This window comes from Duganella radicis, from assembly GCF_009720825.1.
In the GTDB taxonomy this organism is placed as follows: domain Bacteria; phylum Pseudomonadota; class Gammaproteobacteria; order Burkholderiales; family Burkholderiaceae_D; genus Rugamonas; species Rugamonas radicis.
The window spans coordinates 1-18,229 of the sequence record NZ_WNKY01000012.1 but is presented as its reverse complement, the minus strand read 5'-3'; the positions used below and the strand labels follow the sequence as shown (position 1 = coordinate 18,229).

Here is an 18,229-nt window from a genome sequence, read left to right as displayed (position 1 = left end):
TTTTCCCAAATGGCCGGTTCCAGCCTGTTAGCCCTGATCGACGATATCGCCACCATCCTCGACGACGTCGCCGCGATGAGCAAGGTGGCGGCCAAGAAAACCGCCGGCGTGCTGGGCGATGACCTGGCGCTGAACGCGCAGCAGGTGGCCGGCGTGCGCGCCGAGCGCGAGCTGCCGGTGGTGTGGGCGGTGGGCGTCGGCTCGCTCAAGAACAAGGCCATCCTGGTGCCGGCCGCGCTGGCGATCAGCGCCTTTGCGCCGTGGGCCATCACGCCGCTGCTGATGGTCGGCGGCCTGTACCTGTGCTTCGAGGGCTTCGAGAAAATCGCCCACAGCCTGCTGCACCGCGCCGACGACGCACACCACAAGAACGAACTGCACCAAGCGCTGACCAATCCGGACGTCGACCTGATGGCGCTGGAAAAGGACAAGATCAAGGGCGCGGTGCGCACCGACTTCATCCTCTCGGCCGAAATCATCGTCATCGCGCTGGGCACGGTGGCGAACGCGCCGTTCACCCAGCAGGTGACGGTGGTGGTCGGCATCGCCCTGCTGATGACGGTGGGCGTGTACGGCCTGGTGGCGGCCATCGTCAAAATGGACGATGCCGGCCTCTACCTGAGTCAGCGCGGCGGCGCGGCCGTGCGCGCGCTGGGCCGGGTGCTGCTGAGCGCCGCACCCAAGCTGATGAAATTGCTGGGCGTGGTCGGCACCGTCGCCATGTTCATGGTCGGCGGCGGCATCCTGACCCACGGCCTGCCGTTCGCCCACGATCTGATCCACCACGCCGCCGAAGCCGCCGGCCCGGCGCTGGGCACGGTCGTCCCCACCGTGCTGGACGCCGTCACCGGCGTCATCGCCGGCGCCTTGGCGCTGGTGGTGGTGACAGCCGGTAGCAAAATGTTAAGCCTATTCAAAAAAGGCGACTAACACGCCCAATCCGGGGGTTTTTGATCTACATCAATAAATTTGCGGGGTGGACTACGTAAACTGGCTATGCCTATTGCGATACAGCAATAAATCTCAGCCGGAGTTACGTCATGCGCAACAATCAACCTGTTACCAACCTCGAAGTGGAAGTCCTGGATGACCAGGCCATCGTTTCGAAAACTGATCTGAACGGCAATATCACCTACGTGAATCCGTATTTCACGGAGATCAGCGGTTTCAGTGAACCAGAGTTGATTGGCGCGCCGCAGAACATCGTGCGCCACCCGGACATGCCGGCCGAGGCGTTCGCCGACCTGTGGGCCTCGATCAAGTCCGGCACGCCGTGGACCGGCATCGTCAAGAACCGCTGCAAGAACGGCGATTTTTACTGGGTACGTGCGAACGTCACGCCGATCCGCGAAAACGGCCGCACCATCGGCTACATGTCGGTGCGCACGCGCCCGGAGCGCAACCAGGTCGCCAGGGCCGAACAGGCCTACAAAACCATCCGCACCGAATCCAGCCACCGCATCCGCATCAAGAACGGCCAGGTGATCCAGCCCGGCGTCGGCTCGCTGCTGTCGCGCCTGAGCCATGTGTCGCTCGGCATGCGCATCTGGCTAGCCACCAGCGTGGTCAACGTGCTGCAGGTGGTGGTGTGCGCCGCCGCGCTGCTGAACGGCACCAGCGCCCAGAACTACGGCATCTTTGCCGCCACCTTCTTCGGCCTGCTGATCAACGTCTTCCTGTGGTACACGCTGCGCGTCTCGGTGCTGCAACCGCTGGAGCGCGCACTGCATGGCGCGCGTGCCATCGCCGCCGGCGACCTGTCCTCCGGCTCGTTCGACACCGAAGCCACCGACGAAGTGGGCCAGCTGCTGCGCGCCCTCCAGCAAATGAACAGCAACCTGATCGCCACCATCCGCGATGTGCGCGTCAACGTCGAGACCATGGCCGTGGCCACCCGCCAGATCGCCGCCGGCAACGCCGACCTGTCCGGCCGCACCGAAGCGCAGGCGGCCAGCCTGGAGGAAACCGCGTCGAGCGTGGAGCAGTTCTCCTCCACCGTGAAGCAGAACGCCGACAACTCCGAACAGGCCAACAAGCTGGCGCAAAGCGCCTCCGAGGTGGCGGTGCAGGGCGGCGAGATCGTGGCCGACGTCATCGCCACCATGGACGAGATCAACAGCTCCTCGCGCAAGATCGTCGACATCATCGGCCTGATTGAAGGCATCGCCTTCCAGACCAACATCCTGGCGCTGAACGCCGCCGTGGAAGCGGCGCGCGCCGGCGAACAAGGCCGCGGCTTTGCGGTGGTGGCCGGCGAGGTGCGCAACCTGGCCCAGCGCAGCGCCACCGCCGCCAAGGACATCAAGAACCTGATCGACGTTTCGGTCGGCAAGGTCAGCGCCGGCATGGCGCAGGTCGACCGCGCCGGCGCCACCATGAAGGAAGTGGTGGCCTCGGTGCAGCAGGTGACCGCCATCATGAAAGAAATCTCGGTCGCCTCGCAAGAGCAAAGCATCGGCGTGGATCAGGTGAATTCGGCCATCGCCCACATGGACCAGGTCACGCAGCAGAACGCCGCGCTGGTGGAAGAAGCGGCGGCGGCCACCGCCAGCCTGGCGTTGGAGGCGGGCGGCCTGACGCAAGCGGTCAGCCTGTTCAAATTCGGCCCGCCGCGCGCGGCACGCCGCCCGGCCACGCACCTGAAACGTCTTGCGGCATAAACCATCATGAACACGCCATTTCCACCCGTTGAATTCGATGCAGGGATCATCGGCAAACTGAGCCAGTCCGGCCCGCGCTACACCTCGTACCCGACCGCGGACCGCTTCCAGAGCGACTTTGGCTACGGCCAGTTCCTGGAAGCGGTGGCCGGCCTGCGCATGCGCCGCAGTCGCCGGCCGCTGTCGCTTTACATCCACATCCCGTTCTGCGACACGGTGTGCTACTACTGCGGCTGCAACAAGATCGTCACCAAGGATCACAGCAAGGCCGCCGTGTATCTCGGCTACCTGAAACAGGAAATCGACATGCAGGGCCGCCTGTTCGACGGCATGGGCCAGATCGAGCAGCTGCACTTCGGCGGCGGCACGCCGACCTATCTGAGCGACAAGCAGATGGGCGACCTGATGGCGCATCTGCGCGCCAACTTCGATTTCGCCGACGATGCGCATGGCGAGTATTCGATCGAGATCGATCCGCGCACGGTCAGCGTGGAGCGCGTGCACAGCTTGCGCAAGCAGGGCTTCAACCGCATCAGCCTGGGCGTGCAGGACTTCGATCCGGAAGTGCAGAAGGCGGTCAACCGCATCCAGCCGGAAGCCGAAACGCGCGCCGTGATGGACGCCGCGCGCGCCGCCGGCTTCCGCTCGATCAGCATCGATCTGATTTACGGCCTGCCCAAGCAGACCAAGGACAGCATGGCGCAAACGCTGGACAAGGTGATCGCCGCCAATCCGGACCGCATCGCCTTGTACAACTACGCGCACCTGCCGCACATCTTCAAGCCGCAGCGGCGCATCTCGGAAGCGGACATGCCGTCGCCGGCGGTCAAGCTGGAATTGCTGGCGATGAGCATCGAGCGCCTGTGCGCGGCCGGCTACATCTACATCGGCATGGACCATTTCGCCAAGCCGGACGACGAGCTGGCGGTGGCGCAGCGGCAGGGCCGCTTGCAGCGCAACTTCCAGGGCTACTCCACGCGCTCGGAGTCGGAGCTGATTTCGTGCGGGGTGTCGGCCATCAGCGCGGTCGGCGCCACCTACAGCCAGAATGAGAAGACGCTGGATGCGTATTACGCAAAGTTGGAGAGCGGCGTGCTGCCGATCACGCGCGGCATCAAGCTGGATAACGATGATCTGCTGCGCCGGATCGTGATTCAAAAGTTGATGTGCAATTTCGAGTTGTCGATGTCGTCGATCGAGCAGGGTTTTCCGATCCGCTTCCGCCAGTATTTCATGACGGAGCTGGTGAAGCTGAAAGCGTTCGAGGACGACGGCCTGCTCACCATCGATGACGAATGGATTTCGGTGACGCCGAAAGGCCGTCTGCTGATCCGCAATATCTGCATGGTGTTCGACCGCTATCTGGGCATGGCGCAGGAGGTCGCGCCGCAACCGCTGCGTTATTCGAAAACGATTTGATATGAACGGCGCACAGCTATTGCCGGTGTTTGTGGTCGGCCTGGCCGGCAGCATCCACTGCGCAGGCATGTGCGGGGGGATCGTCACAGCGATTTCCGCCACCGCCCGGAAACCCGTAGCCGTCATTCCGGCGAACGCCGGAATCTATGCTGAGCGTGCAGGCACGCGTTCTATGGGTCCCGGCGTTCGCCGGGACGACTGGGTTTACGTCCTCGCTTATAACGCTGGCCGCATCGGCAGCTACATGATCGCCGGCGCACTGGCGGGCGGCGTGGCGGGCGGTGCGCGCAGCATGGCCGCGCTGGCGGGCGTGCAGCTGAGTTTTTACTGGCTGGCCAACGCCATGCTGATCGCCCTCGGCCTGTACCTGATGAACGCCTGGCGCGGACTCGCCGTGCTGGAGCAGGGCGGCCGCGTGCTGTGGCGCCACATCTCGCCCGCCATCAAGCCGCTCATGCCTGCCGACACGCCAGCCAAAGCCTTCACCCTTGGCGCGCTATGGGGCTGGCTCCCCTGCGGCATGGTCTACAGCGTGCTCACCACCGCGATGCTCAGCGGCTCGGCCGCCGACGGCGCCGCCGTGATGCTGGCCTTCGGCCTCGGCACCCTGCCGATGCTGACCGGCCTTGGCCTGCTGGGCGCGCGCGTACAGCAGGCCATGCGGCGCCGTCCCGTGCGCATCGCCGCCGGCCTGCTGGTGCTGGCGTTTGGCGTGATCGGCCTGGCCCGCGCCGCCGGTGGCATCACGCCTGAATGGATGAATATGTTATGCCTCACACCACACGCCTGAAAGACGCTCCGGCAGTCTGCTACCACTGCGGCCAGGCCTTGCCCGGCGACGCCACGTGGATGGTATCGATCGACCGCGTCGAACACGCCATGTGCTGTCCCGGCTGCGCGGCGGTGGCGCAAACCATCGTCGATCTGGGACAGGAAAGCTACTACCGCGACCGCACCGCCTACGCCAACAGCGCCGAGGGTGCGCAGCAGCTGCCGCCCGAACTGCAACTGTACGACAACACCGATCCGCGCTTCGCCCTCGATGAGGACAGCCGCGAATCCACCTTCACCGTGGAAGGCATCCGCTGCGCCGCCTGCGTGTGGCTGATCGAACAGCGCCTGACACGCCTGCCCGGCGTGGAAAGCGCACAGCTCAACGTCGCCACCGAAAAACTCTACGTGCGCTGGCGCAGCGACGATTGCAAACCCGGCGACATTCTCGGCGCGCTGCACACCATCGGTTACACCGCCTGGCCCTATGACGCCGGCCGCCACGCCGACCATCAGCAGCTCGCCGCGCGCACGCTGGGTCGCCAGCTGTTCGTGGCCGGCTTGTCGATGATGCAGGTGATGATGTACGTCGCTCCCGCCTACCTGGCCGAAGATGGCACGCTGGACGACAGCATGGCCGCCCTGATGCGCTGGGCCAGCCTGCTGCTGACGCTACCGGCCATCTGCTACTCGGCGCTGCCGTTCTGGCGCGGCGCGTGGGCCAGCCTGCGCGCACGCGCGCCGGGCATGGACGTGCCGGTGGCACTGGGCATCGCCGCCGCCTTTGGCGCCAGCGTGATCGCCACCGTCAGCGGCAAGGGCGAGGTGTGGTACGACTCAGTCACCATGTTCATCTTCCTGCTGCTGTGCAGCCGCTATCTGGAACTGCGCGCGCGCCGCAAGGCCGGCGCGGCGCTGGAGCGCCTGCAACACGCACTGCCGGCGTCGGCCTCGCTGCTGGAGCATTATCCAGCCAGCCACGCCGCCACCATCGTGCGCGCGGCGGCGCTGGCTGTGGATAACGTGATCGTGATCAAACCCGGCGAAGCGGTGGCCGCCGACAGCATCATCATCGACGGCCGCACCTCGCTCGACCTGTCGCTGCTGAGCGGCGAAAGCGCGCCGCAGCCGAAGCATGTGGGCGACGCCATTCCCGGCGGCGCCATCAACGCCGGCAGCGTGATCCTCGCCCGCGTCACCAGGCGCGCGCAGGACAGCACCTTGTCCGATCTGATTAAACTGATCCACCGCGCCGGCGGGGAGAAGCCGCGCATCGCGCAATGGGCCGACCACGTGGCCGCGTGGTTCGTGGCCGGCCTGCTCATGTTTGCGCTGGCCGCGTTCAGCTTCTGGTTCCTGCTCGATGGCAGCGCCGTGCGCGCATGGCCGATCGCCATCGCGGTACTGGTGGTTTCCTGTCCGTGTGCGCTGTCGCTGGCCACACCGACCGCACTGGCCGCCGCCACCGACCAGTTGTTGCGGCAGGGCGTGTTGATCACCGGCGCGCAAACGCTGGAGACCTTGCACCGCGCCACCCACATCGTGCTCGATAAAACCGGCACGCTGACCTGGGGCCGGCCGGTGCTGCAAACAGTACAGACGCTGGGCGCCATGCGCGCCGGCTTCTGCCTGCAAATCGCCGCCGCGCTGGAAGCCGGCAGCGCGCATCCGCTGGCGCGCGCCATCATCGCGGCCGCCGACGAGGCAGGACGCGAAAACTGGAATGCCTCCTCGCTGACCGAAACCGCGGGCAGCGGTCTGGAAGGGGTGGTGCACAACCGCCGTTACCGCCTGGGCAGCGCGCAATTCGTCGCCGGCATCACCGGCACAGCGCCGCTGCGCGACGTGCCCGAGGGTGTCACACCGGTCTATCTTGGCGTGGAAGACCAGTGGCTGGCCTGCTTTCACCTGCACGACGGCCTGCGTCCCGATGCGCAAGAGACCGTCGACTACTTCCGCAAACGCGGCAAGACCATGGTGCTGGTCAGCGGCGACGACGATGTGCTGGCACGCCGCGTTGGCGACCAGTTGGGCATTGAAACCACCGTCGGCGGCTATCTGCCGGCCGATAAACTCAACTTCGTGCAGCAGCTGCAACGGCGCGGCTGCGTGGTGGCGATGGTGGGCGACGGCATCAACGACGCCGCCGTGCTGGGCGCCGCCGACGTCTCCTTCGCCATGGGCGGCGGCGCCGCGCTGGCGCAGGCGCATGCGGACGCGGTACTGCTCAACGGCCGCCTGAGCGCGGTGGCCGACAGCGCCCGCACCGCCGCGCGCACCATGCGCATCATTCGCCAGAACCTGTGCTGGGCCACGGTGTACAACGTGGCGGCGATTCCCGCCGCCGCGTTCGGCCTGCTCAATCCCTGGCTGTCCGGCGTCGGCATGGCGGTCAGTTCCGCCGTGGTGGTGCTCAACGCTTTACGTCTCCGCAGGAGCTCATGATGGAAGCATTGTTCTTACTGATCCCCCTCAGCGTGGCGATGGTGTTTGCCGCGCTGTGGATTTTTTTCCGCGCCTCCGACGACGGTCAGTTCGACGATCTGGTCGGCCCGGCGTATCGCGTCCTCCAGGACGATGACAGCACATTTTGATCCACATCAAAGTTTTTTAAGGTGCTCCTAAGTAATCTTTGACCTACATCATCAAAGTGTTCTGGGGAGAACTCAATTGGATCAACACTACAACTACAAGGTCGTCAAACAGTTCGCTGTGGCGACGGTAGTCTGGGGCGTCATCGGGATGCTGGTGGGCGTGATTATCGCCGCCCAGCTGGCCTGGCCGGCGCTCAATCTCGACATACCGTGGCTGACCTACGGCCGCCTGCGCCCGCTGCACACCAACGCGGTGATTTTCGCGTTCGGCATCTGCGGTTTATTTGCCACTTCTTATTACGTGGTGCAGCGCACCTGCCAAGTGCGTTTATTCTCGGACAAGCTTGCCGCTTTTACCTTCTGGGGCTGGCAGGCGGTGATCGTGAGCGCCGTCATCACGCTGCCGATGGGCCTCACGCGCGGCAAGGAATACGCTGAACTGGAATGGCCGATCGCCATCCTGATCGCCGTGGTGTGGATCGCCTACGCCGTGGTGTTCTTCGGCACCCTGCTCAAGCGCCGCGTCAAGCACATCTACGTCGCCAACTGGTTCTTCGCCGGCTACATCCTGGCCGTGACCATCCTGCACGTGGTGAACGGCGCCGTCATGCCGGCCTCGCTGTTCAAGTCCTACCCGGTGTACGCCGGCGTGCAGGACGCCATGATTCAATGGTGGTATGGCCACAACGCGGTGGGCTTCATCCTGACCGCAGGCTACCTCGGCATGGTGTACTACTTCATTCCGAAACAGGCCGAGCGTCCGGTGTACTCCTACCGCCTGTCGATCGTGCACTTCTGGGCGCTGATCTTCACCTACATGTGGGCCGGCCCGCACCACCTGCACTACACCGCGCTGCCGGACTGGACGCAATCGATCGGCATGGTGTTCTCGCTGGTGCTGCTGGCGCCAAGCTGGGGCGGCATGATCAACGGCATGATGACCTTGTCGGGCGCCTGGCACAAGCTGCGCACCGATCCGATCCTGAAGTTCATGATCGTCTCGCTGTCGTTCTACGGCATCGCCACCTTCGAAGGCCCGATGATGTCGATCAAGACCATCAACGCGCTGTCGCACTATACCGACTGGACCATCGCCCACGTCCACGGCGGCGCGCTGGGCTGGGTGGGCTTCATCACCATGGGTTCGATCTACTACCTGCTGCCGCGCTTGGCCGGCGAGCAGAAGATGTACTCGACCAGGCTGATCGACCTGCACTTCTGGGTCGCCACCATCGGCATCGTGCTGTACATCGCCGCCATGTGGATCGCCGGCGTGATGCAGGGCCTGATGTGGCGCGCGGTCAATCCGGACGGCACCCTGACCTACACCTTTGCCGAAAGCGTGAAAGCCACTTATCCGTACTACGTGGTGCGCTTCACCGGCGGCTTCCTCTACCTGAGCGGCATGTGCGTGATGGCCTACAACACGTGGATGACCTTGCGTAACCGCGACACCGCTGTCGCCCGTATTCCCGGACTGGAGCTGGCATGAAATTCTCTCATGAATGGATCGAGAAAAACCCGTGGCTGCTGATCGCGCTGGTGACGCTGGTGGTCAGCGTCGGCGGCGCGGTGGAGATCGCGCCGCTGTTCTTCCAGAAATCGACCACCGAGCCGGTGGCCGGCCTCAAGCCGTACTCGCCGCTGCGCCTGGTCGGCCGCGACATCTATGTGCGTGAAGGCTGCTACAACTGCCACTCGCAGATGATCCGCCCGTTCCGCGCCGAGACCGAGCGCTATGGCCATTACTCGGTGGCGGGCGAGTTCGTCTACGACCACCCGTTCCAGTGGGGTTCCAAGCGCACCGGTCCCGACCTGGCGCGCGTGGGCGGCCGCTACAGCGATGAATGGCACCGCACCCACCTGAACAACCCGCGCGACGTGGTGCCGGAATCGAATATGCCGAACTATCCGTGGCTGGCCAAAACCTCGCTCGTGCCGGCGGAGGTGGTGCCGAAGATGAAGGCCTTGCGCCGCGTCGGCGTGCCCTATACCGACGCCGAGATCGCCGCCGCGCCGGACGAGCTCAAGGACAAGACCGAAGAAGACGCCCTGGTGGCCTACCTGCAAGGCCTGGGCACCCTGATCAAGACAAGGAATTAACATGGATACCCTGTTTAACCATGCCAGCAGCGTGATGACGGTCGTTTCCTTCATCACCTTCTCCGGCATCCTGTGGTGGGCCTATGTGCACCACAAGGAAACCGACTTTGCCGCCGCCGCGCAGCTGCCGTTCGCCGACGATGAGGAGGGAACGCGCCATGGCTGACTTCACCAACAGCTTCTGGGACTGGTACATCGTCGTGCTGACGCTGCTGGGCGTGATCGGCTGCGGCGTGCTGCTGTATTCGCAATCCAAGGTCAAGCTGCACAAGAACGCCGAGGGCAAGATCGACACCACCGGCCACGTGTGGGACGAAAATCTCACTGAACTGAACACGCCGATGCCGCGCTGGTGGATGTGGCTGTTCTACCTGACGATCGTGTTCGGCCTGGCCTACCTGTTCCTGTATCCGGGCCTCGGCACCTACGCCGGCAAGCTGGGCTGGACTTCCAGCGCCGAGTACAAGGACGAGCTGAAAAAAGCCGACGCCGATTTCAGCCCGCTGTTCGCCAAGTACCAGAAGCAGGATCTGAAAGCGGTGGCGGCCGATCCGCAAGCGCGCGCCATCGGCGAGCGCCTGTTCCTGACCTACTGCGCCCAGTGCCACGGCTCGGACGCGCGCGGCAACAAGGGCTTCCCCAACCTGACCGACAAGGACTGGCTGTTCGGCGGCGAGCCGGCCACCATCAAGGAAACCATCCTGCACGGCCGGATTGGCGCCATGCCGCCGATGGGCGCTGCCCTCGGCAGCGACAAGGATGTGGAAAACGTCGCCCACTACGTGCTGAGCCTGTCCGAATCGACCCACGACCCGATCAAGGCCGTGTTCGGCAAAGAGAAGTTCGGCGCCTGCATGGCCTGCCACAGCGCCGGCGGCAAGGGCAACCAGACGCTGGGCGCGCCCAATCTGAGCGACAAGATCTGGCTGTTTGGCGGCAGCCCGGAAACCATCATGGAAACCATCCGCAAGGGCCGCACCGCCACCATGCCGCCGTTCGAGGACTTCCTCGGCGACGCCAAGGTGCACGTGCTGGCCGCCTACGTGTGGGGCTTGTCCAACCATCCCAACGACCCGCCGCCTCCGGTAGCTGAAAAATGAACGCCCCGCAGCCCCAAGTCATCAAGATGTACGCCGCCCGCGAGGAAATCTATCCGCGCGAAACGGACGGCCGCTATGCCCGCCTGCGCTGGCTGTTTGTCTGGCTGACGCAGCTGGCGTTCTACTGCACGCCATGGCTGCAATGGAACGGCCGGCAAGCGCTGCTGTTCGATCTGGGCGCGCGCAAGTTCTACATCTTCGGACTGGTGCTGTGGCCGCAGGACTTCATCTACCTGGCGCTGCTGCTCATCATCAGCGCCTACCTGCTGTTCCTGGCGACGGCGGTGGCCGGGCGCGTGTGGTGCGGCTTCGCCTGTCCGCAAACGGTGTACACCGAAATCTTCCTGTGGATAGAACGCAAAATCGAAGGCAAGCGCAGTGCCCGCATCGCGCTGGACCGGCAGCCGGCCTCGTTGAAAAAGTTCGGCAAGAAGAGCGCCAAGCATCTGGCCTGGGGCGCGGTGGCGCTGTGGACCGGCTTTACCTTCGTCGGCTACTTCACGCCGATCACGCATTTGATGGGCGAGGTGGCGACGCTGAACTTCGGTCCGTGGGAATGGTTCTGGGTGCTGTTCTACGGCTTCGCCACCTACGGCAACGCCGGCTGGATGCGCGAGCAGGTGTGCAAATACATGTGTCCGTACGCCCGCTTCCAGAGCTCGATGTTCGACCGCGACACCCTGATCATCACCTACGACAGCAAGCGTGGCGAGCCGCGCGGCCCGCTGTCGAAGAACAGCCACGGCAACGGCGGTTCCTGCATCGATTGCTCGCTGTGCGTGCAGGTGTGCCCGACCGGCATCGATATCCGCAAGGGCTTGCAGTACGAATGCATCGGCTGCGCCGCCTGCGTGGACGCCTGCAACACGGTGATGGACAAGACCGGCCAGGCGCGCGGCCTGATCCGCTACAGCACCGAGCGCGCCATGGAGGATCATCTGACGCCGACCGAGATCCGCCGGCGCGCCTTGCGCCCGCGCGTGAAGATCTACAGCGCCGTGCTGGGCCTGATTGTGCTGGCCACCTGCGCCGCGCTGTACCTGCGCATGCCGCTCAAGCTGGACGTGATCCGCGACCGTGGTTCCATGGGGCGCGAGGTGGAGGACGGCATGATCGAGAACGTGTACCGCCTGCAAATCATGAACACGTCCGAGCAAGCGCATGTGTACAAGATCGCGGTGAGCGGGGTCGACACGCTGGCGCAGGTCACGTCCGACCGCGTGCAAGTGGACGCCACCGAGACCAAGGCGTACCCGATGCGGCTGCGTACCGCGCACGGCGCCGGCAAGCCGGGCTCGAACAAGATCGCCGTGACGCTGACCGCGGTCGACGACGCGTCGCTGCATGTGAAGGAATCCGCGGTGTTCATCGTGCCGCGCTGAGGAGAAAGATCATGAGTACCTTAACCATGCCGGTTACCCCATGGTGGAAGCAACGCTGGCCGTGGCTGCTGATGGCCGGCCCGGCCATCGTGGCGGTGGCCAGTATTTATACGGCTTACCTGGCCATGTCGGCGCCGGATGCGCTGGTGGTGGGCGATTATTACAAGCAGGGCAAGGCCATCAATCAGGATTTGCGGCGCGACCACGTGGCCGCGCAGATGGGCTTGTCGATGGCGCTCGGCTACGATGCCGCCACCGGCGTGCTGAGCGGACGCATCAACCGCAAGGAAACCGGCCCGCTGCTGCTGCACCTGTCGCACGCCACGCTGCCGGACAAGGACATCAAGCTGATGCTGGTGCCGGATGAGAATGGCACGTTCAGCGCATCGCTGCCGCTGCTGGAGCGCAGCCGCTGGATCGTGCTGGTGGAGGGGCCGAAGCGCGAGTGGCGCCTGGCCGGCAGCTGGAGCTGGCCGGCGCAGCGCGGCATCGCATTGCTGCCTGATTAACCGCAGGTTTCGGTGCCGGCGGTGATGGCTTTCAGCATGCGCGTATCGAGCAATTCGATTTCGCGGTTGCTGACGCGCACCAGGCCTTCCTTCTTGAACTTGGACAGCAGGCGGCTGATGCTCTCGATGGTCAGCCCGAGGTAATTGCCGATCTCCTCGCGCGACATGCGCAGCTGGAAGGTGTTCGGCGAATAGCCGCGTGCCTCGTAGCGCGACGACAGGTTGATCAGGAAGGCGGCAAAGCGCTGGGTGGCCTGCATATTCCCCAGCAACAGCATCACGCTTTGCTCGCGCGTGATCTCCTGGCTCATCATGCGGTGGAAGTGGCGCAGCAAGGTTGGCATTTCGGCCAGCAGCTGTTGCAACGTCGCGAAAGGAATCTCGCACACTTCGCTGTCCTCCAGCGCGACGGCGGTGCAATGGTGCTGGTCGGCGCTGATGGCGTCCATGCCCAGCAGCTCGCCGGCCATCTGGAAGCCGGTGATCTGTTCCGCGCCCTCGCGGTTGACCTGGTAGGTCTTGAAGTGACCGAGACGGATCGCATACAAATTCTGGAACGCGTCGCCGATGCGGAACAGCGTGGCGCCACGCGCGACCTTGCGGCGGCGGCCGATGATCTGGTCCAGCCGCTCCATGTCGTTGTTGTCCAGCCCCATCGGCAAGCACAGCTGGTGCATGCTGCACGAGGCACAGCTGGCCTTGAGGATTTCGATCGTCGCGCCGGGAATGACCAGCGAAGGAAGTTCTTTTATCATGCGGCTAGTGTAGCCGATCGGCCTCCGGTTGCGCGCCTATTTCGCAGTCATCCGATCAGGTATTCGCGCGCCATTTGCCTTGCACGATGCAAGCGGCTTTTCACGGCGGCCACCGAGTCGCCGGTCTCTTCGGCGATCTCGGCGATCGACAACTCGGCGAAGTCGCGCAGCAGCACCACCTTCAGATAATCGGCCGGCAGCGACTCCAGCGCGCGGATCAACTCGATGCGCAGGCAGGCCGTGTCCTGGCCGGCCAGCCATTGCTCGGCGCGCTCATCGTCCCACGGATCGTGGCCGAGCGCGGTGCGCGCCAGCCGGTGGCACTCGCGCTTGACCACCTGGAACAACCAGCCGGAAAACGCCGCCAGCATGCGCACCGACGACAGCTTGCGCGACAACACCAGCAACGCTTCCTGCACCGCATCGTCGACATCGCCGATCAGGCAATTGCGCTGGGCGTAGCGGCGGATGTCGGGCTGGCACAGCCGCAGCAATTGCGCCAGCGCGGCCGGATCGCCGCGATGGGCGGCGTCCAGCACCGGCATGTGTTGTTCCGCAAGACTCATGGTTTTCTTTGTTGGTCCAGACGGCGGCCCACCATGGCGCACATCGGGCAAAAACCGAACAGGCCGGACGCGACGATGCCGGCCGCCGACAACGCCACCACCGTGCCCCACAGGCCGCCCAGCAGCGCCAGCGCCGCCACCGCGACGATCAGGCCCAGCACCACGCGCAGCACGCGCTCCCAGCCTGGTACATTTTTAACGTAGAACATTGTGCACTCCAAAAGGTGATCGAGGAAGTCCCTCGCCAGCTAAGAGGGCGGTGGCGGAGATTCGGATTCGCGGCCGGAAAAATATTTTTTAAAACCTATTGCATGCGATTGAATTGCGAGCTATAGTTCACCCATCAACGCATCGAACGCGATTGAATCGCTAACTAATTCACTACATAACGTAAGGAGAACCACCATGAAACGCACCCTGATCGCTACCGCCCTGCTGGCCGCCACCGCTTTCGCCCACGCCGCCACGCCGCCACGCCGGCCAACGACACCACCATCGTGCTGGTCCACGGCGCCTTCGCCGACGGCTCCAGCTGGGACAAGGTGATTCCCATCCTGCAAGCCAAGGGTTATAAAGTCGTCGCCGTGCAGAACCCGCTGAGCTCGCTGGCGGACGACGTCGCCGCCACCCAGCGCGTGGTCGATGCGCAAACCGGCAAGGTGGTGCTGGTCGGCCACTCGTGGGGCGGCACCGTGATCACCCAGGCCGGCACCAGCGACAAGATCAAGGCACTGGTCTACGTGGCCGCGTTCGCCCCATCGGAAGGCGAGGCCACCGGCAACCTGGGCAAGGACTACGCCGTGCCCCCTGGCATCGCCACCCTGCAAGTGGACGCCGGCGGCTACGCCTGGCTGCCGGCCGACTCGGTGGCCAGGAACTTTGCCCAGGACGTGACGCCGGCACAGGCCGCGCTGATCGCCGCCACCCAAGGCCCGATCGCCGCCAAAGCCTTCGGTGAAACCACCACCGTGGCCGCGTGGAAGAACAAAGCCAACTACTACATCGTTGCCAGCAAGGACCGCATGATCGCGCCGGAACTGGAGCAGGCGTTCGCCAAAAAAATCAACGCCGTCACCACCACCCTGCCGACCAGCCACGTGCCGATGGTGTCGCAGCCGGCCAAGGTGGCGGAAGTGATCCTGGCCGCGGCCCAGCGTTAATCCCGTTTCATGCCTTGAAAAAAGCCAGCGCGCCCCGGGCACGCTGGCTTTTTCCTTCTTGCCAACGTCAGCCTTTGATAGGAGAATCGGTCCAGCCCCCCATACATCAAGGATGATATGCAGCCTCTCGGCATCAAGGCTAAAGTCGCGCTTGCCACCAGCATCACCTCGGTGCTGATGATCGGTCTGGTCACGCTGGTGCTGACCCGGCGCATGCAGGAAGATTACCAGCGGGTGTTGTTCACGCAACAGACCGCGCTGATCAACCATGCCGCGCAAGAGCTTGACGACAAGCTGACCATGCTGCTGGATATCATCGCGCTATCGGCCCGCAACCAGCCGGCTGCGCTTGGCACCTCGGCCGAAAAACTGCGCGAGTACTACCAGAACCGCGCCGTGCTGGCCCTGTTCGACGATTTGCTGGTGATGGACCCGCGGGGCAAGATCATTTCCGACCTGCCGCTGGTGCCGGGCCGGGTCGGCATCGACGCTGCCGACCGCGCCTACTTCAAGACCGTGATGCGCACCCGCAAGCCGCTGATCACCGAACCGCTGATCGGCCGCGCCAACAAGCAGCCCATCGTGCAGATGGTGGCGCCGGTGCTCAACGACAAAGGCGAAGTCACCAGCGTGCTGATCGGCGTGCTGCGCCTGTACAAGGACAACCTGCTGGGCCACCTGCGCACCGCCAAGGTCGGCCGCAGCGGCTACTACTTCGCGCTGACCCGCAGCGACAATCCGGTGTACGTGCTGCATCCCGACATCACGCGCCTGCTCAAGCCGCGCGCGGCCAACGCCAACCCGGCCACCACGCGCGCGCTGGAAGGCGATTTCGAGGGCACGGTGATGGGCCTGGGCGACGGCAAGCCCACCCTCAACAGCTACAAGCGGCTGAAGTCGGTCGACTGGCTGCTGGCCACCTCGTTGCCGGCCGAGGAAGCCTTCGAGCCCTTCGACGGCGTGCTGCGACGCGTGCTGATCTGGAGCGGGGTGGCCGCCGTGCTGACCGCACTGCTGATCAGCGCGCTGACCTTGCGCCTGATGGCGCCGCTGGTCAAGCTGCGCAACGCGATTGTCGGGCTGCGCGCCCACCCGGCCCGCTTCACGCCGCTGCCGGTGCACGCGCGCGACGAGGTCGGCCAGCTGACCTCGGCCTTCAACGATTTGATGCACGAACGGCTGGCGGCCGACGCCCGCCTGCAAAGCCTGGTCGAGTTCGCGCCGAACACGATCGTCGTGGTGGGGGTGGACGGCCGCATCGAAACCTTCAACCGCGAGGGCGAGCGCTGCTTCGGCTACGAGCGCGACGAGGTGCTCGGCCAGCCGCTGGAAATCCTGGTGCCGGAGCGCCTGCGCGAGCAGCACGCGGCGCACCGCAACCGCTTCTTCGCCGACCGCCTGAGCGCCGAGCCGGTGCGCATGGGGCAGGGCAAGGTGCTGTACGGCCGCCGCCGCGACGGCAGCGAGTTCCCGATCGAGGTCAACCTGAGCGCGGTGCGCACCGACCAGGGCACCAAGGTGCTGGCGGTGATTTCCGACATCACCGAGCGCCACCGCCTGCGCATCGAGGTCGAGGAGCGGGCGCTGGAGCTGGAGCGCGAACGCGACCGCGCCCAGGCCGCCAATCGCGCCAAGAGCGATTTCGTGGCCAATATGAGCCACGAGATCCGCACGCCGATGAACGCGGTGCTGGGCATGGTCTACCTGCTCGGCAATACCCAGCTGTCGCCGCAGCAGCGCAAGTACCTGAACATGGTGCGGGTGTCGGGCCAGTCGCTGCTGGGCATCCTCAACGACGTGCTGGACTTTTCCAAGATCGAGGCGCGCAAGCTGGAGCTGTCGCCGGTCGACTTCGCGCTCAACGATGTGATGGATTCGCTGGCCACCATGATGACCATGAGCGCCGGCGACAAGGAACTGGAGCTGGCCATCAGCGTCGACCCGGCCGTGCCCAACCGCCTGCGCGGCGACTCGATGCGGCTGCAACAGATCCTGGTCAACCTGGCCGGCAACGCCATCAAGTTCACCGAGCAGGGCGAGGTGGTGGTGAGCGTGCAATTGACCGCGCGCGACGATCGCAACGCGCTGCTGCGCTTCGATGTGCGCGACACCGGCATGGGCATGACCGAGGCCCAGCTGGGCCAGCTGTTCAACGCCTTCTCGCAGGGCGACCAGAGCATCACCCGACGCTTTGGCGGCACCGGCCTGGGCCTGGCCATCACCAAGCGCCTGATCGAGCTGATGGGCGGCCAGATCGCCGTCAGCAGCAAGCCGGCGCAGGGCTCGACCTTCTGGTTCAGCCTGCCGTTTGACATCCAGGCCGACCAGACCGACGAACGGCGCAAGCCGGCGCTGGGCCAGCTGCGCCTGCTGGTGGCGGACGACAACCGCACCAGCCGCGAGCTGGTGGCGCGCCTGATCCGTGCCTGGGGCTGGCAGGCGGACGAGGTCGATTCCGGCGAGGCCGCGCTGCGGCGTTACCGCCAAAGCCTGGAACAAACCCAGCCGTACGACGTGGTGCTGGCCGACTGGCACATGCCCGGCATGGACGGGCTGGCCACCGCCAAGAGCATCCGCGCGGCGGCGAGCGCGAGCGCGCCGGCCGGGCGGCCGCAACCGATCGTGGTGATGCTGAACGCCTTCGCCCGCGACCGCATCGAGGAAATCTCCAGCGCGCACGAGGCGGACGTGGTGCTGGTCAAGCCGATCACCAGCTCCAGCCTGTTCGACGCGCTGCACCAGGCGCTGGCCACCCAGGGCGAGGCCGACCAGCAGGCGGCGGCCGAGCAGGGCGTCGTCGGCAGCCTGGCCGACATCCATTTCCTGCTGGTGGAAGACAATCTGCTGAACCAGGCGGTGGCGCGCGGCATCCTGGAACACGCCGGCGCCACGCTGGACATCGCCGGCGACGGCCGCCAGGCGGTCGAGATCCTGCGCGCCCGCCCGGCCGAGTACGACATGGTGCTGATGGACATGCAGATGCCGGTGATGGATGGCTTCACCGCCACCCGCATCCTGCGCCAGGAACTCAAGCTGAGCTTGCCGATCATCGCCATGACGGCCGGCGTGCTGGAGTCCGAGCGCGAGCGCAGCCGCGAGGCCGGCATCACCGACTTCATTCCCAAGCCGATCGAGGTGGACGAGATGCTGGCGGTGCTGCGGCGCCATCTGCCGCGGCCGGCCCAGCCGGCGGTCGCCGCGCCGGTGGCG

General features: G+C 65.1%; 16 protein-coding genes and 1 pseudogene. 14 read left to right on the top strand and 3 right to left on the bottom strand.

The features are described 5' to 3' along the window. The first annotated feature begins 9 nt into the window (after positions 1 to 9). From GM676_RS13000 to GM676_RS12945, 12 genes are all read left to right on the top strand, one after another. Positions 10 to 930, top strand: coding sequence for a DUF808 domain-containing protein (locus tag GM676_RS13000; protein ID WP_155464033.1), 921 nt, complete (start codon positions 10 to 12; stop codon positions 928 to 930). Between the two features lie 110 nt (positions 931 to 1,040). Next, the gene (locus GM676_RS12995; RefSeq protein WP_155464032.1) at positions 1,041 to 2,660 is read left to right on the top strand and encodes a methyl-accepting chemotaxis protein; all 1,620 of its coding nucleotides are present in this window, start codon (positions 1,041 to 1,043) and stop codon (positions 2,658 to 2,660) included. A gap of 6 nt (positions 2,661 to 2,666) precedes the next feature. Further along, positions 2,667 to 4,079: an oxygen-independent coproporphyrinogen III oxidase gene (hemN, locus tag GM676_RS12990; protein ID WP_155464031.1), complete on the top strand. Its 1,413-nt coding sequence runs from the start codon at positions 2,667 to 2,669 to the stop codon at positions 4,077 to 4,079. A 1-nt stretch (position 4,080) separates the two neighbouring features. Continuing rightward, on the top strand, positions 4,081 to 4,869 hold the full coding sequence (locus GM676_RS12985) for a sulfite exporter TauE/SafE family protein (RefSeq protein ID WP_155464030.1): 789 nt from the start codon (positions 4,081 to 4,083) through the stop codon (positions 4,867 to 4,869). Beyond that, positions 4,848 to 7,295 (top strand): heavy metal translocating P-type ATPase, encoded by a 2,448-nt coding sequence (locus GM676_RS12980; protein ID WP_155464029.1) that lies wholly within the window; start codon positions 4,848 to 4,850, stop codon positions 7,293 to 7,295. The genes GM676_RS12985 and GM676_RS12980 overlap by 22 nt, the downstream gene beginning before the upstream one ends. Continuing rightward, positions 7,295 to 7,444 carry a cbb3-type cytochrome oxidase assembly protein CcoS gene (ccoS, locus tag GM676_RS12975; protein WP_155464155.1) on the top strand — a complete coding sequence of 50 codons (150 nt, stop codon included), beginning with the start codon at positions 7,295 to 7,297 and terminating at the stop codon, positions 7,442 to 7,444. Before GM676_RS12980 ends, ccoS begins: the two co-directional genes overlap by 1 nt. Before the next feature lie 76 nt (positions 7,445 to 7,520). Further along, complete coding sequence (ccoN, locus tag GM676_RS12970; RefSeq protein ID WP_155464028.1) at positions 7,521 to 8,936, top strand: cytochrome-c oxidase, cbb3-type subunit I; 1,416 nt, start codon at positions 7,521 to 7,523, stop codon at positions 8,934 to 8,936. After that, the gene (ccoO, locus tag GM676_RS12965; protein WP_155464027.1) at positions 8,933 to 9,547 is read left to right on the top strand and encodes a cytochrome-c oxidase, cbb3-type subunit II; all 615 of its coding nucleotides are present in this window, start codon (positions 8,933 to 8,935) and stop codon (positions 9,545 to 9,547) included. The genes ccoN and ccoO overlap by 4 nt, the downstream gene beginning before the upstream one ends. Position 9,548: 1 nt before the next feature. Then, positions 9,549 to 9,713, top strand: a complete 165-nt coding sequence (locus GM676_RS12960) for a cbb3-type cytochrome oxidase subunit 3 (protein WP_155464026.1) — start codon at positions 9,549 to 9,551, stop codon at positions 9,711 to 9,713. Continuing rightward, on the top strand, positions 9,706 to 10,647 hold the full coding sequence (gene ccoP, locus GM676_RS12955; protein WP_155464025.1) for a cytochrome-c oxidase, cbb3-type subunit III: 942 nt from the start codon (positions 9,706 to 9,708) through the stop codon (positions 10,645 to 10,647). Before GM676_RS12960 ends, ccoP begins: the two co-directional genes overlap by 8 nt. Continuing rightward, complete coding sequence (gene ccoG, locus GM676_RS12950; protein WP_155464024.1) at positions 10,644 to 12,029, top strand: cytochrome c oxidase accessory protein CcoG; 1,386 nt, start codon at positions 10,644 to 10,646, stop codon at positions 12,027 to 12,029. Before ccoP ends, ccoG begins: the two co-directional genes overlap by 4 nt. An 11-nt stretch (positions 12,030 to 12,040) precedes the next feature. Further along, positions 12,041 to 12,538, top strand: a complete 498-nt coding sequence (locus tag GM676_RS12945) for a FixH family protein (RefSeq protein WP_155464023.1) — start codon at positions 12,041 to 12,043, stop codon at positions 12,536 to 12,538. Here the strand turns inward: GM676_RS12945 and fnr are convergent. The 3 genes from fnr to GM676_RS12930 are packed head-to-tail and all read right to left on the bottom strand — an operon-like array spanning position 12,535 to position 14,068. Continuing rightward, positions 12,535 to 13,293, bottom strand: a complete 759-nt coding sequence (gene fnr / locus GM676_RS12940) for a fumarate/nitrate reduction transcriptional regulator Fnr (protein ID WP_155464022.1) — start codon at positions 13,291 to 13,293, stop codon at positions 12,535 to 12,537. The two genes, GM676_RS12945 and fnr, sit on opposite strands and share 4 nt — an antisense overlap. Before the next feature lie 47 nt (positions 13,294 to 13,340). Beyond that, positions 13,341 to 13,859 carry an RNA polymerase sigma factor gene (locus GM676_RS12935; RefSeq protein WP_155464021.1) on the bottom strand — a complete coding sequence of 173 codons (519 nt, stop codon included), beginning with the start codon at positions 13,857 to 13,859 and terminating at the stop codon, positions 13,341 to 13,343. Next, positions 13,856 to 14,068 carry a YgaP family membrane protein gene (locus GM676_RS12930; RefSeq protein ID WP_155464020.1) on the bottom strand — a complete coding sequence of 71 codons (213 nt, stop codon included), beginning with the start codon at positions 14,066 to 14,068 and terminating at the stop codon, positions 13,856 to 13,858. Before GM676_RS12930 ends, GM676_RS12935 begins: the two co-directional genes overlap by 4 nt. 196 nt (positions 14,069 to 14,264) lie before the next feature. Here GM676_RS12930 and GM676_RS12925 point away from each other — a divergent pair. Then, positions 14,265 to 15,019: pseudogene (locus tag GM676_RS12925) on the top strand (alpha/beta fold hydrolase). Positions 15,020 to 15,136: 117 nt separating this feature from the next. Next, positions 15,137 to 18,229 (top strand): PAS domain-containing hybrid sensor histidine kinase/response regulator family protein (locus tag GM676_RS12920; RefSeq protein ID WP_155464019.1); only part of this gene is annotated, 3,093 nt, incomplete at its 3' end.

Coding starts and splice junctions, on each gene's coding strand:
- GM676_RS13000 (WP_155464033.1), top strand. CDS start 10: ATGGCCGGTTCCAGCCTGTTAGCCCTGATCGACGATATCGCCACCATC.
- GM676_RS12995 (WP_155464032.1), top strand. CDS start 1,041: ATGCGCAACAATCAACCTGTTACCAACCTCGAAGTGGAAGTCCTGGAT.
- hemN (WP_155464031.1), top strand. CDS start 2,667: ATGAACACGCCATTTCCACCCGTTGAATTCGATGCAGGGATCATCGGC.
- GM676_RS12985 (WP_155464030.1), top strand. CDS start 4,081: ATGAACGGCGCACAGCTATTGCCGGTGTTTGTGGTCGGCCTGGCCGGC.
- GM676_RS12980 (WP_155464029.1), top strand. CDS start 4,848: ATGCCTCACACCACACGCCTGAAAGACGCTCCGGCAGTCTGCTACCAC.
- ccoS (WP_155464155.1), top strand. CDS start 7,295: ATGGAAGCATTGTTCTTACTGATCCCCCTCAGCGTGGCGATGGTGTTT.
- ccoO (WP_155464027.1), top strand. CDS start 8,933: ATGAAATTCTCTCATGAATGGATCGAGAAAAACCCGTGGCTGCTGATC.
- GM676_RS12960 (WP_155464026.1), top strand. CDS start 9,549: ATGGATACCCTGTTTAACCATGCCAGCAGCGTGATGACGGTCGTTTCC.
- ccoP (WP_155464025.1), top strand. CDS start 9,706: ATGGCTGACTTCACCAACAGCTTCTGGGACTGGTACATCGTCGTGCTG.
- ccoG (WP_155464024.1), top strand. CDS start 10,644: ATGAACGCCCCGCAGCCCCAAGTCATCAAGATGTACGCCGCCCGCGAG.
- GM676_RS12945 (WP_155464023.1), top strand. CDS start 12,041: ATGAGTACCTTAACCATGCCGGTTACCCCATGGTGGAAGCAACGCTGG.
- fnr (WP_155464022.1), bottom strand. CDS start 13,293: ATGATAAAAGAACTTCCTTCGCTGGTCATTCCCGGCGCGACGATCGAA.
- GM676_RS12935 (WP_155464021.1), bottom strand. CDS start 13,859: ATGAGTCTTGCGGAACAACACATGCCGGTGCTGGACGCCGCCCATCGC.
- GM676_RS12930 (WP_155464020.1), bottom strand. CDS start 14,068: ATGTTCTACGTTAAAAATGTACCAGGCTGGGAGCGCGTGCTGCGCGTG.